Annotated in this window: 13 protein-coding genes, 1 tRNA gene and 1 pseudogene; 9 read left to right on the top strand and 6 right to left on the bottom strand. The window is 69.8% G+C overall.

Features of this window, described 5'->3' with window-relative positions:
- Nucleotides 1–219: 219 nt before the first annotated feature.
- The 4 genes from DS837_RS09280 (at nucleotide 220) to DS837_RS09265 (ending at nucleotide 3882) form a co-directional block, all read left to right on the top strand.
- Nucleotides 220–879, top strand: a complete 660-nt coding sequence (locus DS837_RS09280; RefSeq protein WP_149164480.1) for a GNAT family N-acetyltransferase — start codon at nucleotides 220–222, stop codon at nucleotides 877–879.
- A gap of 35 nt (nucleotides 880–914) precedes the next feature.
- Nucleotides 915–988, top strand: a tRNA-Gly gene (locus DS837_RS09275).
- Nucleotides 989–1120: 132 nt separating this feature from the next.
- The gene (locus DS837_RS09270; protein WP_149164479.1) at nucleotides 1121–2212 is read left to right on the top strand and encodes a site-specific integrase; all 1092 of its coding nucleotides are present in this window, start codon (nucleotides 1121–1123) and stop codon (nucleotides 2210–2212) included.
- A gap of 119 nt (nucleotides 2213–2331) precedes the next feature.
- Nucleotides 2332–3882 (top strand): hypothetical protein, encoded by a 1551-nt coding sequence (locus DS837_RS09265; RefSeq protein WP_149164478.1) that lies wholly within the window; start codon nucleotides 2332–2334, stop codon nucleotides 3880–3882.
- A 312-nt stretch (nucleotides 3883–4194) separates the two neighbouring features.
- Here the strand turns inward: DS837_RS09265 and DS837_RS09260 are convergent, their stop codons facing one another.
- The 6 genes from DS837_RS09260 to DS837_RS09235 all read right to left on the bottom strand — a co-directional run bounded on the left by DS837_RS09260 (nucleotide 4195) and on the right by DS837_RS09235 (nucleotide 9350).
- Nucleotides 4195–4521: a hypothetical protein gene (locus DS837_RS09260; RefSeq protein WP_149164477.1), complete on the bottom strand. Its 327-nt coding sequence runs from the start codon at nucleotides 4519–4521 to the stop codon at nucleotides 4195–4197.
- Nucleotides 4522–4524: 3 nt separating this feature from the next.
- Nucleotides 4525–4767 (bottom strand): hypothetical protein, encoded by a 243-nt coding sequence (locus DS837_RS09255; protein ID WP_170295790.1) that lies wholly within the window; start codon nucleotides 4765–4767, stop codon nucleotides 4525–4527.
- Nucleotides 4768–5136: 369 nt separating this feature from the next.
- Nucleotides 5137–7362, bottom strand: a complete 2226-nt coding sequence (locus DS837_RS09250; protein ID WP_149164475.1) for a DotA/TraY family protein — start codon at nucleotides 7360–7362, stop codon at nucleotides 5137–5139.
- A 566-nt stretch (nucleotides 7363–7928) separates the two neighbouring features.
- Nucleotides 7929–8756, bottom strand: coding sequence for a hypothetical protein (locus DS837_RS09245; protein ID WP_149164474.1), 828 nt, complete (start codon nucleotides 8754–8756; stop codon nucleotides 7929–7931).
- Nucleotides 8740–9021 carry a hypothetical protein gene (locus DS837_RS09240; protein ID WP_149164473.1) on the bottom strand — a complete coding sequence of 94 codons (282 nt, stop codon included), beginning with the start codon at nucleotides 9019–9021 and terminating at the stop codon, nucleotides 8740–8742. Before DS837_RS09240 ends, DS837_RS09245 begins: the two co-directional genes overlap by 17 nt.
- A complete protein-coding gene (locus DS837_RS09235) occupies nucleotides 9018–9350 on the bottom strand; it encodes a hypothetical protein (RefSeq protein WP_149164472.1) in 333 nt (110 codons plus the stop codon). The genes DS837_RS09240 and DS837_RS09235 overlap by 4 nt, the downstream gene beginning before the upstream one ends.
- A 291-nt stretch (nucleotides 9351–9641) precedes the next feature.
- Here DS837_RS09235 and DS837_RS09230 point away from each other — a divergent pair, with 291 nt between their 5' ends.
- From DS837_RS09230 to DS837_RS33290, 5 genes and pseudogenes are all read left to right on the top strand, one after another.
- Nucleotides 9642–9821, top strand: coding sequence for a hypothetical protein (locus DS837_RS09230; protein WP_149164471.1), 180 nt, complete (start codon nucleotides 9642–9644; stop codon nucleotides 9819–9821).
- A 6-nt stretch (nucleotides 9822–9827) separates the two neighbouring features.
- Nucleotides 9828–10028 carry a hypothetical protein gene (locus tag DS837_RS09225; RefSeq protein ID WP_149164470.1) on the top strand — a complete coding sequence of 67 codons (201 nt, stop codon included), beginning with the start codon at nucleotides 9828–9830 and terminating at the stop codon, nucleotides 10026–10028.
- Nucleotides 10025–10660 (top strand): annotated as a pseudogene (locus DS837_RS33295) (MobA/MobL family protein); the annotation flags it as partial. The gene DS837_RS09225 and the pseudogene DS837_RS33295, both read left to right, overlap by 4 nt.
- Before the next feature lie 160 nt (nucleotides 10661–10820).
- Nucleotides 10821–11042 carry a hypothetical protein gene (locus DS837_RS32615; protein WP_247889835.1) on the top strand — a complete coding sequence of 74 codons (222 nt, stop codon included), beginning with the start codon at nucleotides 10821–10823 and terminating at the stop codon, nucleotides 11040–11042.
- Between the two features lie 209 nt (nucleotides 11043–11251).
- The gene (locus tag DS837_RS33290) at nucleotides 11252–12016 is read left to right on the top strand and encodes an LPD7 domain-containing protein (protein ID WP_425599239.1); all 765 of its coding nucleotides are present in this window, start codon (nucleotides 11252–11254) and stop codon (nucleotides 12014–12016) included.
- The last annotated feature ends 8 nt before the right edge of the window (nucleotides 12017–12024 follow it).

Raw genomic sequence — 12024 nt, 5'->3', positions numbered from 1 at the left:
ATATGCGAGGTCCCTGCAACGGCCGAAGAGCCTTGCCCATGTCTCGTCCGCACAGCATCAGCATCCGACGACGACGCCACCCCGCGCAGCGCGCGGGTGCGGCCGTCCTTGGGTCGCGTGCGGACGCTTCGGGTATCCGCCGGCACTGATCCGGCGCTCCCCCGGCGCGGCGGCGCGATCCGCCTCCGACCACAGTCCTTCTGCCGGGAAGCCCCTGACATGATGATTTCCCTGGAAGAGCCGCGGCACGACGCGGCGATCGAAACCCTGCTCGACCGGTCCTTCGGCCCGGATCGTTTCAAGAAGACCGCCTACAAGCTGCGGGAGGGCGTCGCCCCGATCCCGGAACTCGGCTTCGTCGCCATCGAGCATGACGAACTGGGCAACGAGATCCTGGAGGGCACGATCCGCTACTGGCCGGTGACCATCGGCGGCACGGTGCCGGCGCTCCTGCTTGGCCCGATCGCCGTGTCGGATAGGCTGCAGGGCGGCGGGCTCGGCAGCAAGCTGATCCGGATGAGCCTGAACAAGGCGGCGGCGCTGGGCCACCGGGCGGTGATCCTGGTGGGCGACGCGCCCTATTACGCGCGGTTCGGCTTCACGCGGGACCTGACGCTGGATATGGCGCTGCCGGGTCCGGTGGATCTCGACCGCTTCCTGGGGTTGGAACTGGTTCCCGGCGCCCTGGCCGGCGCCGCCGGCATGGTGACCGCCCCGGCGGCGGACGAGGGCTATGGCGTGCCCGCAAACGAGGACCTGCGGCCGGCGGCCGGCGGAGGCGCCTTGTTTCCGCGACTGATCTCGCCGCTGGTGTCGGTTTTCGCCGCGCCCCCGCGGGAACTTGCCGAATCCCGCCTGTGGCATGCTCGAACCGCTTGAAAGCGGCGGAAGCGTCGCCTATAAACATGCGGCGCGCGGGTGTAGCTCAATGGTAGAGCAGAAGCTTCCCAAGCTTACGACGAGGGTTCGATTCCCTTCACCCGCTCCAAAATTCCCTAGGAAAATCAACGCCTTGCGCGAGTTCCTGGGCTCCCTCCCCGAAATATCGTAGACTTTTTGGACCAGTTTGGACCATCCGTGGTCCGCTGGCGTGGTCCATTTGGTCCGGGGTGCAGGGGACATGGCGACGATCGACAAGCGCGGTGACTACCAGTGGCGAGCACGTGTCCGCCGCAACGGGAAGTCTGAGACCAAGACCTTCGAGAGCTACGAAGCCGCACAGCGCTGGGCGTTGGAGCTTGAGGGCAAGCTCGTCGGCGACGAGTATCAGGACCGGCGGCAGGCACGCGGAACGACACTCGCGCAGGCGTGCGGCTGGATGGTCGAGCACCTCGACCGACGGCAGGCCGACGCCAAGAACAAGCTCAGCAAGCTCGCGTACTGGCAGAACAGCGAATTCGCTGACTGGTCCCTTGTCAGTCTACGTCCGGCCGATTTGCTACGCTGGCGCCGCATCGTCCTCGATGAGGACAACGCCGAGGATCTTGAGGCTGTCGGACCGGCCGCGGAGGTTGGACCACAGACCGTGGTCCATCGCCTGAACGTTCTAGCTCAGGTCTACCAGCGCTGGGCACTCGCTCACGACCAGACACTCACGTGCCCCGTGACCAAGTACGTGCGCCCCGGCCTGCCTAAAGGCCGGGACAGGCGATTGGACCCTCACCCCGACGAGCATGGTCGCGACGAGGAGGCGCGCCTCCTCGCTGCCGCTGCCGAATCCTCGCGGCCGTGGTTGCGGGCGGCTATCGTAATCGCCCTCGAAAGCTGTATGAGGCAGGCCGAGCTTGCCGGGTTGACGTGGGACCGGGTTCGGCTGGACGTGCCGCATCCCTATGCAGACCTGCCCAAGACGAAAAATGACCGTGCCCGGCGGGTTCCGCTGTCCGTGCGGGCCACCGAGGCGTTCGCGAGCCTGCGCCCCGAGGGAACCGTCGCAGTCATCGGTAAGCGCCCCGTTCTGCCGGTCGAGACCGGCCGCGGGATTGCGCACGCCTTCCGGGACGCCGTGACCGACGACAAGTTCCCGGACCTTCGGTGGCACGACCTGAGACACGAGGCCATCAGCAGGTTGTTCGAGAACACCGACCTCCGAGACAACGAGATCATGGCGATCTCGGGCCACCTCAGGGCTGAAATGTTGACAAGATACACACATCTCCGAGGCGATAAACTCGGAGCTAGGCTGCCGGGCGGTTCGCAGCACCGGCGCTGATGAATATTGGGACAAATGGGACGTTTGACACCCGCCAGCGCGCCAGGGCCAGAATATGAAGACCCCGGGTCAACGCCGCGCCAACGGCTCGCCGGGGTCTCTATGTGTAGGACATCAGCATGACCCAGAGTCCGACCATCCGCAAGACCGGTAGCCGTCCCATATCGGCGGCCGCACAGGCCGACATCGACGAACGCCGCGAGGCTGCCCGGCCCAACTACCTGGCCGAACTGGCGCTGCTGCTGCGCGCCCGCCAGGGCCGCGCGACCGTCCCTCAGATGATATCGCTTGCCGCCGTTCTGGCCGCCATCCCCAACCGGTCTGACGACCTTGCCACGACGCTGCGCCGGTGGATTGAAGAAGCCGGTGGGCGTCCGCCGCCGGAGTCCGACGCACTGGCGGCGCGCGGAGCCGACACGGTGGAGCCCGGCCGCCGTGAGCTTGTCAGGATCTGGGGTATCACCGCCGCCGAGGAGGAAGCGCTAGACCTGCGCGCACTCGTCGGCGAGGGCCGTCGGTCCCGTCAGCGGCGCCGCGCCGAGGGCGCGCGGCCTGCTGACGAGGCGCAGGGCGCTCGGGCCGCCGCACGCTCAGAACCATGGGTTGCCGCCGGTCTCAGCCGGGCCACCTATTACCGTCGGCTGCGCGCCGCACCCGTGCAAGCAGCCGTGGAGGAGGTGCGCAAGACCCTCGGGACTTCCGATCCGGGCCCAGAACCTTGGCTGACTGCCGGGGTCAGCCGGGCTACGTACTATCGTCGGCTCCGTGAGACACGTGAGACTGAAAATGAGACTCGGGCCGACCCGATACCTAAGAAAAGAAAAAAGGGATTTTCTAGGGTCGGCCCGAATCTCAATCCGCGTCTCACACCGACGACCCGTTCCCGTCTACCGGCGGAACTCACCCGCACGGCCGAGGCGCGCCGACTGGTCGCCCTTGCCGAGCGGCTGGGGCTCACGCTCTCCGATTGGGCACAGCACGAGAGCCCGGGTACTTGGTACGACCTGGACGCGGTCGAGCGCCTCCCGTCGGGCGACCAGGACACCTACCATGCGGCGGTAAGCGCGGCGGCGGCCGCGCTTGAGCGGCGCCAGGCCCTCGATACGTCGCGAGCCCGTGTGCAAGTACCCGACGCACGCATCGCTCCCCCTGCGGCTGCATCATGCCGGTACGCCTGCCCGGCAAGGGTCTCTCCAGCGGTCTGGTCGGAAGTGCCCGCGCCGTTGCGGCCGCGCGTGCTCAAGCTCGCTGGGCGCGAGTTCCTTCGCGGGGCGCAGCCGGATGCGGCCGTGGTTGAGGCGGTGAAGGAAGTGCAGCGGGAGCGGACCCTCGCGCGCGCCGTGCACGCTGCCGCTGCCGCCGTCGGGGAGCCTCTCAGCCTACGCCAAGCCGTTTTGCTCGCCCGTCATGCGGGCGGCACGGGTAATGCCGATGAGATTGTCGCCCGAGTCCGGCAAGAGAAAGTGGAGGCCGCTCGGAAGGTGAGAGAGCAAGCCGAAGCCCTGCGCGCGGTGACTCAGGCCCTCACCGACCTGGAGGCACGCCTTGGCCGCACCGTGTCCGAGAGGTCGCGCCCCGACATCCTCAGCCGCGCTGCGGAAGCCCTGGCGCAGAATCCTGAGGCGGGGGCCGTCTATTTGGTGCGGAAAGCCGCTGGGATGTATTTGTAGACGGAAATGCCCAGTTGCAGCGCAATGGAGCGCCTTGGCTACCTGGCCCCGCCCCCGCTTACCACAGCTTCCCCGGCCAAGTTGCGCCATGGGGGCGCTTTGGCCGGGGAAGCTGCTCCGCTGCGCTCCGGCCCCCGGCGTGGCCGGGGGCTGGAAAGCGGGGACGGCGAGCGCCAGCATCGGCCCCCACCCCCTTTCGCGCCGCCTCTGGCGGCCCCGCCCCGAGGGGCGGGGGGTGGCAAGCCACCCGCGATGAAAGCCCGCCGAAGGCTCCTCCGGCGGGCTTGGTCGGGGTCGGCTCAATGTCCTTGGCTACCTGAGGTCCCGTTCGGGATCCTCGACATGGGGCGGGAGGGGCGGCGCGATGTTGCCCAGCTGCGCCGAGATGTTGACCCGCTCGGCCTCGGAAATCCACTGGACGTCCTGCGCTTGGCAGTAGCACTCCCCGTCGTCATGTTCGTAGGGGGTGTTCAGTTCGGTTAGAACCTCGCCGTCAGGGGTGACAACGAACCAATCCTCGTCCTCGTACTCGTCCAGCGACCAGACTGCCGCGTAGACGGCGGTGCAGGCATCCAGCGAGGGCAGTCCGTCGGCGCGGAACAGGTCACACCACGTGCGGAGGCTGTAGCCCTTGGGCATGGCTTAGACCTCCTTCTCAGAGACGAACTCTGTGTCCGGCCACCCCTCCCACGTCATGGGCTCCATCTCAGTGACGAACAGCGCGTCGCCGACAACGCGCGCGTCGTCCCAGGCGTTGGCGCCGTCGAGGAGCACGTCGTCGAGCGCCTCGTCCACGTTGAGACCGGCCGCCAGCAGCAACGTCAGCCGGTGCAGCGCGTCCGTGCCTGCATCGGTGCCGGTCACGTCCACGCCTGTGCCGTCCATGTCGGTGACCAGGAGGACGCGCGTAGGGGCGGAAACGGCGGCTACATCAGAATCACCATGCATCACGACCACCTCTATCGGTTGTGTTTATCTAACCCAGATGGGTAGACGCATTCGGGGTAGCTGTCGAGCAGTTTCCGAAGTTGGGACTGGCTATTAACGCAAGGATTTCAATATATTGACGCTTCATTCGTCAAGGATTTCAGCCACTCCGGAAAGGATTTCCCGGTCCCTTTCGATCCAAAATCCTTGCAACTGGAGGAGGAAATCCTTGCAGAAAACTTTGGTCATATGCAGGGTGTAGTAGGGCCGTGCTCGCCGCTGCGCGGCTGCGCGCCGGGGCCTGACCCGGTCGCGCCTGCGCGGGACTCAGCCCTTCCGGCCGCCCCGGCCCCGGCGGGCTGCCTGCACATAGCCGACGTAGGCCTCCAGGTCATGGCGCGCGGCCCGGTCAGGGTGAGCCTCTTCCCACCGGCCATATGCCGCTTCTGCCTCGGCCTGTTGAGAGGCAGACAGCCCGCCGAGCCCGCTCGTGCCGCGCATCCAGGAGGACTCAGCATCGGCGGCTCCGCCCACCTTGGACACGCCGCCCCCGCTGTCACCGTCGGCGGGCGACACGGTCCCGCCTCCCTCGCCGTCACCGCCCCCTGGATGAGGAGGGCGGCCGCGGCCGCCCCCGCCCGGACGGCTTCCCGTGCCTCCGGGGGGCCTGGCAGCGCCGCCCGATGTCGCAACCAGCGCGGCGGCGTTCTTCCCGTCCGAGCGTTCGTCCTGGCTGCCCCAGTAACGCAACAGGCGGTTGGGCATCTCGTGGATGACAGCAAACAGGCGGGTAATAACCTGCCATTGTAGCCACAGAGACAAAATGAGGCCAGCAAGTATACCTGTGAGGCTCAAGGTGGAACCACCTTGAGACCCGATGAAAGCGGCAGAGAATGTCCCGTTCACCATCTTCATGCCGAACGGCAACAGGTAATGCGTCGCGCCGAGGGCCAGTACGGTGTAAATCGGCAGAACCACCGTGTTTGCTGTCAGGATCAAGCCCGGCCGCAGTACCGCGCTAACCAGTTCGCGGCCGTCCAGCCGTATGGCGAGGAACGCCAGCAAGGGTAGCGCCATCGTCATCTCACCGAGCGAGATGAGCCATGAGATGCCAGCGAATACTACGCTAACGTAGGGAATTATTGGCAGAACGTAGGCGTGAATTAGCCCTACGACCCACAGCCACCACAGCAGCGGGTTGGCCCGGCCGGTGGCGGATTCGTAGGAGCCGTCAATGCCTAGGGCGTCAGACGCAGCGTTTTTTGCGGCGGCCGCCACGACAAGATCGACCGCCCAGCCTGCCTCCACAGCGCCGGTGATCGTGTGCCCCAGCGCCACGGACTCTGCGAGCGGATCCAGGTCAGCACGCTCCCCTCGCGACGAGGCGAGCAGGTACTCCGTCACCGGCCTGGTCACCGGGTTCAGCAGCCGCGCCATCAGCCCGGCGGACTCATCCCCAGGAGCCGCCAGGGCGTCGCCGGACAGGGCCGGGATGCGGGTCTCGTCGAGCCACTGTCGGTCCAGGTGCGCGACCAAGTCGGGCCACGTCCGTCCCAGGGCGACCCGCAGCAGCGCAGTGTCCGGCGCGCGCACCTGCACGGGCTCCCGCGCCAGCGCGGCGGCTTCGGCGTGTACCTGCCCCAAAGCCCGCCAGACCGCCCCCGCCGACGTCCAGCCTTGCGCGGCCACCCCGGCTACGATTGCCTGCCGCTCCGCCTGCTGGCGGGCTGCGAGGTATGCGGAGGCGGCCGTCATGACGGCCCTGTCGTGAGCCTCGGCCGCCGCCCACAGGCGAGGCAGCAGAGGCTCTTGCGGCCACGTCACGCCCGAGCCCGGCATTGCCCCGCGCGCCAGGTTCGCGGCATCTGCCCGGACGGCCGCCAGCACGTCGGCGACGGCCGCCCGCCGGGCAGCATGGTACGAAACTTCGGCCGGGGCGCCGGAGGGGGCCGCTGGAACCGACACTGTTCCGCACCGGCTGCCCCAATCCCACGTGACACTCCCGGAATTCTCGGCACCCGCCGTCGGCGGCAGCGTGGCCGAGGGCAACCAGCGCGCCGACAGTCCTCGCGCGGCATACGCAGCGCGTTCGGCGAGGACGTACTCGGCGCAGGTCTCGCCGACCAGAAGCGCCCGTGCCAAGCTCAGCCCGCCCGCCTCGACGGACAGGCCGAGCGAGCCTGTCCCCGCGCCGGTGACCGGAGCCAGCACATCGGCCACCAGTCCGGTTGCAAGGCCGGTGGCCGTGGCCGAGCTCCATCCGGCGCCGGAGGCGTAGAGGTAATGGCCGCCGCTCAACCCGGCCACCGATACGGGATACAAAAAACTGACGCCCACGACTGTCCTGACAACGGCCAGACCTGAAAACCACTCTCCGTCCGCGGAGGACAGGGACGATTGTCCCGTCCGCGCAGCATGCTCCGCCGCCTGGAGAACATGCAGGGCTAGAGTCCCAGCGCTGAGGCCGCACAGAATTGCTGACCACTGACCAATCATGTGCGTCAACGGCGTACCCTCGCCGCCGACCGGGAACAGGGCCTTGATTGCCAGCAAGGCCGGATCCACGACGGGAGGCGTAGTCCCGCCGGTGGCTGACACGGCCGCCAGGGCTGCCGACGGCAGGAGCAGCGCCCCGGCCGCTCCTAGGACCAGCAACGACGCCAGTCCCCGGCCGCCCCCGTCACCGGGTGGCGGAGGGCAAAGCGCATCGCCAGCCAGCCACTCCCGCCAGCACCCCGCCCGCCGGTGCCGCGTCTGCCAATGTGCGACCCCGACCCGCGCCGCTAGGGCCGCGCATAGCACCCCCGCCCCGCTCCCGGCCGCTACGCCGCCCCAGGACCCGGCTGGGACCGCGACCAACGCCGTGACCAGCGCCACCGTCGCGCCCAGCACCCAGGCCGCCCATGCCCTCCACAGCCCCGGCAGCAGGTCGGGCGTCAGGTCGGCCACGGGTCGCATGCGGGAGGCTGACGGCCGCCTTGCGGCCGCCCACAGGCGTCTAATCACCAAGCCGTGCACCGCAGCCGTCTCCGCCACGGCACGAGCGGGTGCGTCGGTTGCGGCGACCACGCTGCCCAGGACGCCAACGGCGCGCAGCAAGCTCATGCTCTTCTCCTCCTCTACTTCGGCCCCGGCGTCACGACGACGGCCGCCGCGTCCAGGGCGGCTCGCAGCGCCGCGGCCGCCGCTTGCCACTCAGGCGACCGCAGCAGGTCGGCCACGACCTCGTCAGCGTCCGGCTTCTCGGTCGCCGCGGCCGGGACCTCGGCGACCCGGCCGAGGGCAACGGCGCGCTTCCGCAGCGCTGCCATGACGGCGGCCGCGACGCCGGACGGCAGCGCCTCCCAGCGGAGGTCTCCGCGTTGCGCGGCCGCGGCCAGAGCGGCAACCTGCGCCGCGCTGCCCGGCGCGGTCCCAGGCGCTACCCTCGCGACCTCGTCCACCGGCGGGGCCGCGTCGTCGGGGAGCGCCAGCCCCCGCGGCCGCCCGGGCTCGGGCCGGTCGAGCCCGAGGTCGGGGTACGCCGCCACGAGTGCTGCACCGCGCTCGCGCCACCGAGTGATGGCCCGGCGTAGCGTCGCACCGCCGAGGCGGCCCCACGCGGCTACTGCGGCTTGAGCCTCGTGCACTGACGCGCCGTTGGCGGCCGCGACGAGCAGCGGGTCGAGCGCGTCCGGGGGCGGCCCTTCCGTGCCCCAGGACGGCAACGGGGCGCCCAGTTTAGCGGCGAGATAGCCGCGTAGCAGGCGCGCCTGTCGTGCTGAGTCGTCCCAGCACGCCACCACATCGGCGCCATGTCCGCAGTGCTCGGCGACGACGAGGTTTGCACGCCTGACTGCGCCGTCGCCGAGCCAAGCGGCGACGACGGCGGTCCAGGTCTCAGCATCCCATGCGCGACGCCGGGTCGGAAACGGGGGGAGGCCGTCGTCTTCAGCCGGTGCGAGCATTCCGCGCGCCCCCCTTCAGATCCTCGATCAGCACCAGACACGCGGCGAGCAGCGCCTCGCGACGGGACATTGCCGCCCTCTCCCACGTCACTTTCACACCAACCGCGCACTCCAGATAACCGCGCGGCGTGATTGAGACGACCACTTCGAGCTCCGCGTCAACAGTCGGCTCAGGGTCCTCGATACCAAGCGGTGCGAGCGGTGGCGCTGGATGCCGCTCGCCGCCGTCGAACGCGGAGAGGTCAAAATCAACGTCGTCTGTCACGGCTTGCCCCCTTCGACCGCCGCTGAGGCCGCCGCGTCGGCGACCTCGGGCAGAGCAAGCGGCGTGTCGCGCAGCGCCTCTCGGTCGCCGGGGCGCGTGACGTGAGGATCCAGGAGCCTGACGAGGCCGGGCACGGCCGACGGGTGCGCCTCAGCCGCGCGCAGGAGCGCCGCTCCCAGGACAATTTTCGTCGTCGCAGCCCGCCGCCGCGCGGCCTCGACGAGCTCACGCCTCAACCTGGACTCCTCTGCGGCGGCGCGACGACGGCGGGCTTGTGCTGCGGCGAGCCGTGTCTCCACGTCAGTCGCCGAAATAATGTTGACAGACATTACACACCTCTATGGCTTTCTGAAACCAATGTGTGCAGTCAGCTTCGGGAAAAGCAAGGGCATCACTTGCGAAATGCGTCAGCTAGTGACTACCGTAATCTCAGGATGAACAGCCAACTGAGGCTTAGTCTCGCCTATATGTCCACAATATTGCTAACGCAATACTGTGGACATGCTCGCCGGGGCTGCCGCCCCGGGGAACCCCGCCACCCCGCACGCAGGAGCCCCGTGATGCCCACCGCGCCCGATACTCTCGCGCCCTCCGGCCACCAGTACCGCCGGGCTGCTGACGTGCCACCGAATCTCCGCAGCCAGAGCCGGTGGCGCGCTCTCGGCCGCCGCGTGCTGCCGGGTACGCACGCCGTCGCCTACGTGGCCTGCTGGCCCGGCGTCACGGCGTTGTACCCCGTCGAGGCTACGGAGCCGCTGCCCCCGCCGCCCGAGCGCAAGCTCCGCTGCCAGCGGAGCTAGTCCGCCATGCTCATCACCGTCGCCGACCTGCCGCTCGACGTGTACGGCGCCCTGCTCGACGCGGGCGCCGCAGCAGCCCGGGCCGGGCACCCCGACGCGCCGCCGCACCCGCGCGGCAGCCGCGAAGCACACGCCTGGGCGGCCGGGTGGCGCGGTTGGCACCGCGACCAAGCAGCCGCCCGCGTGTGGCAGGCGTGGCGCAGATGACCGCCGCGCTGTTTCACTGTCAGTTCGGCGCCGTCCAGCCCTCGCGTGGCGATCGCCTCCTCAAGGTGGTCGCCTACAACGCGGCGGCTAGGGTGCAGACGCCCGATGGCGATGCCTACGATTTCCGCCGCAAAGCCGCCGAGCACGTCGGCGGCTGCCTCATGCTTCCCGTCGGTGCACCGGCATGGGCGGCGGACCCGGCCCGCCTCTGGTCCCAGGCCGAGGCGGTCGAGACGCGAGTAGACGGCCAGCCCGCACGCCTCGTTGAGTTCGCGATACCGCGCGAAGTGACCCCCGAACAACGGCTCGATTTCGCCCGTGCCGTCGTCGCGCCTTGGGTCGATGACGAGGGTGTGGCTGCACAGGTGGATCTACACTGTCCCTTGGCCGCCGACGGCGGCGAGCAGCCCCACGCGCACGTCATTCTCACCCGCCGAGCTCTCGGCCCGGCCGGATTCGCCGCCCGCAAAACCGACAACCTGCCCTGGACCGCAAACAAAGGGCGGGACATGCGGGGCGCGGTGGCGGCCCGCATGAATGCCTGGCTCGCCGACCACGGGTATGACAGCCGCGTGGACCACCGTTCCAGCGCCGACCGTGGCGACCTTGTGCCGCCCGAGCCCGACGTCGGTCGCGCCGCCGTCGAAGCGTGGCGCAACCGGCCTGACGAGGCCGTCGCGTTCAGCGACGTCCTCGCCGAACGCCCCCGCCGCCGCGCGCTGCGGAAGGCCGTCGCCGAGCGCGAGGCGGCCGAGGCCGAGATCCAGAATATTCAGAAGGAGAAGCTACGCCATGACTCAGCCGCAGACCCCGGCCGCCATGCTGGCGGCGACCCACGCAGAGACTCAAGCGGTCCACGCCGACACGAGCAAAATCCTGGATCTGCTGACCCCGCCCGAGGGCGAGCAGGACGAGGACCGGATCGCGCAGATCCTCGCCGCGCTGGCCGAGGTCCTGGAATCGCTGGCGAGCCTGCACGCCAAAATCGACGCCGTCGCATCCCGCCGCGCGTAGAGCTTACCGGCGGCGGAAGGCGGCCGGGCGACGACCGCCTAGCCGAGGCCCGCCGCCGCCTCGGCGAGGCCGACGGGCGTGCCGCCCGCCACCGCCGGGCCGGAGCGCGCCGGGCCGCCGAGCAGGCCGCTTTCCGGGCGCCCCGCCACCCGGCCGATGATCGTCTCGCAGCCACCCGCCGCCGGTTGGCTGACACCCTGCCGCCCTCAATGGCGCCGGGCGACGCTGCCGAGCGTCGGCGACGGCGCGAGCGCCACCTCGCCGGGCTGCTGCGGCAGCACTACGATTCCGGCTGGCTGCCCGAATCCGTCGCCGCCAACCTTGCGCGCATCGAACTCGACCGGGGGGCAGGGACGGCGACGCTGCACCTGCGCGGCGGCGGCCGCCTCATCGACTGCGGCGACCGGCTTGTGCTTCATGGCCGCCCCCGCGAAGCGGCTGTCGCCGAGCTCGTGGCGGCCGTGGACCGGCACGGGTGGACCAGCGTCACGCTCACTGGGGACTCGGCGTTCCGCGTCGCCGTCGCGGCGGCCTTGGCCGACCGGCGGCCACCGGTGGCCGTGGTCGGCTTGGACGAGGCCGACCGGCAGGCAGTTGGCGCCGAGTTCGCCCGCCGGGCCGAGGAGCGCCGCAGGGTCGCCCTGGACGCGCTGCGCGCGGCCGAGCGTGACCACCTCGCCCGGTTGGTTGGGAGGCAGCCCACCGCCCACGATACGGCCACGCTGGAGGCTGTCAGGGACGCACAGGCGGCAGCGTCCCGGGGCGACGCCGCCGCTGTCAGGGCGGCCGCCGAAGGCGACATCAAGGGGGCTGTGCGGGCCGGGGCGGCATGGCGCCGCCGTGAGGAGGCCCTGGCCATCCAACCCGCCCCGGCGGCCACATCGGAGCCTGCCACCGACGGGCCACAATCCCCGACTCCCGCATACCGGCCATCGTGGGCACAAGGCCCCCAGGCTGCGCGGTTGACGCGATAGCTGAAGGC

It is taken from the genome of Azospirillum brasilense (assembly GCF_008365405.1).
GTDB classification, from domain to species: Bacteria; Pseudomonadota; Alphaproteobacteria; order Azospirillales; family Azospirillaceae; genus Azospirillum; species Azospirillum brasilense_D.
Note: the sequence above shows the minus strand (reverse complement) of the source record. Positions and strands in the feature narration are given on the sequence as shown.

Bases quoted from the DNA above. Each gene is read 5' to 3' on its own strand.
- DS837_RS09280 (WP_149164480.1), top strand. From the start codon at position 220: ATGATGATTTCCCTGGAAGAGCCGCGGCACGACGCGGCGATCGAAACC.
- DS837_RS09235 (WP_149164472.1), bottom strand. From the start codon at position 9,350: ATGTCTGTCAACATTATTTCGGCGACTGACGTGGAGACACGGCTCGCC.
- DS837_RS32615 (WP_247889835.1), top strand. From the start codon at position 10,821: ATGACTCAGCCGCAGACCCCGGCCGCCATGCTGGCGGCGACCCACGCA.
- DS837_RS09270 (WP_149164479.1), top strand. From the start codon at position 1,121: ATGGCGACGATCGACAAGCGCGGTGACTACCAGTGGCGAGCACGTGTC.
- DS837_RS09245 (WP_149164474.1), bottom strand. From the start codon at position 8,756: ATGCTCGCACCGGCTGAAGACGACGGCCTCCCCCCGTTTCCGACCCGG.
- DS837_RS09225 (WP_149164470.1), top strand. From the start codon at position 9,828: ATGCTCATCACCGTCGCCGACCTGCCGCTCGACGTGTACGGCGCCCTG.
- DS837_RS33290 (WP_425599239.1), top strand. From the start codon at position 11,252: ATGGCGCCGGGCGACGCTGCCGAGCGTCGGCGACGGCGCGAGCGCCAC.
- DS837_RS09265 (WP_149164478.1), top strand. From the start codon at position 2,332: ATGACCCAGAGTCCGACCATCCGCAAGACCGGTAGCCGTCCCATATCG.
- DS837_RS09255 (WP_170295790.1), bottom strand. From the start codon at position 4,767: ATGGACGGCACAGGCGTGGACGTGACCGGCACCGATGCAGGCACGGAC.
- DS837_RS09260 (WP_149164477.1), bottom strand. From the start codon at position 4,521: ATGCCCAAGGGCTACAGCCTCCGCACGTGGTGTGACCTGTTCCGCGCC.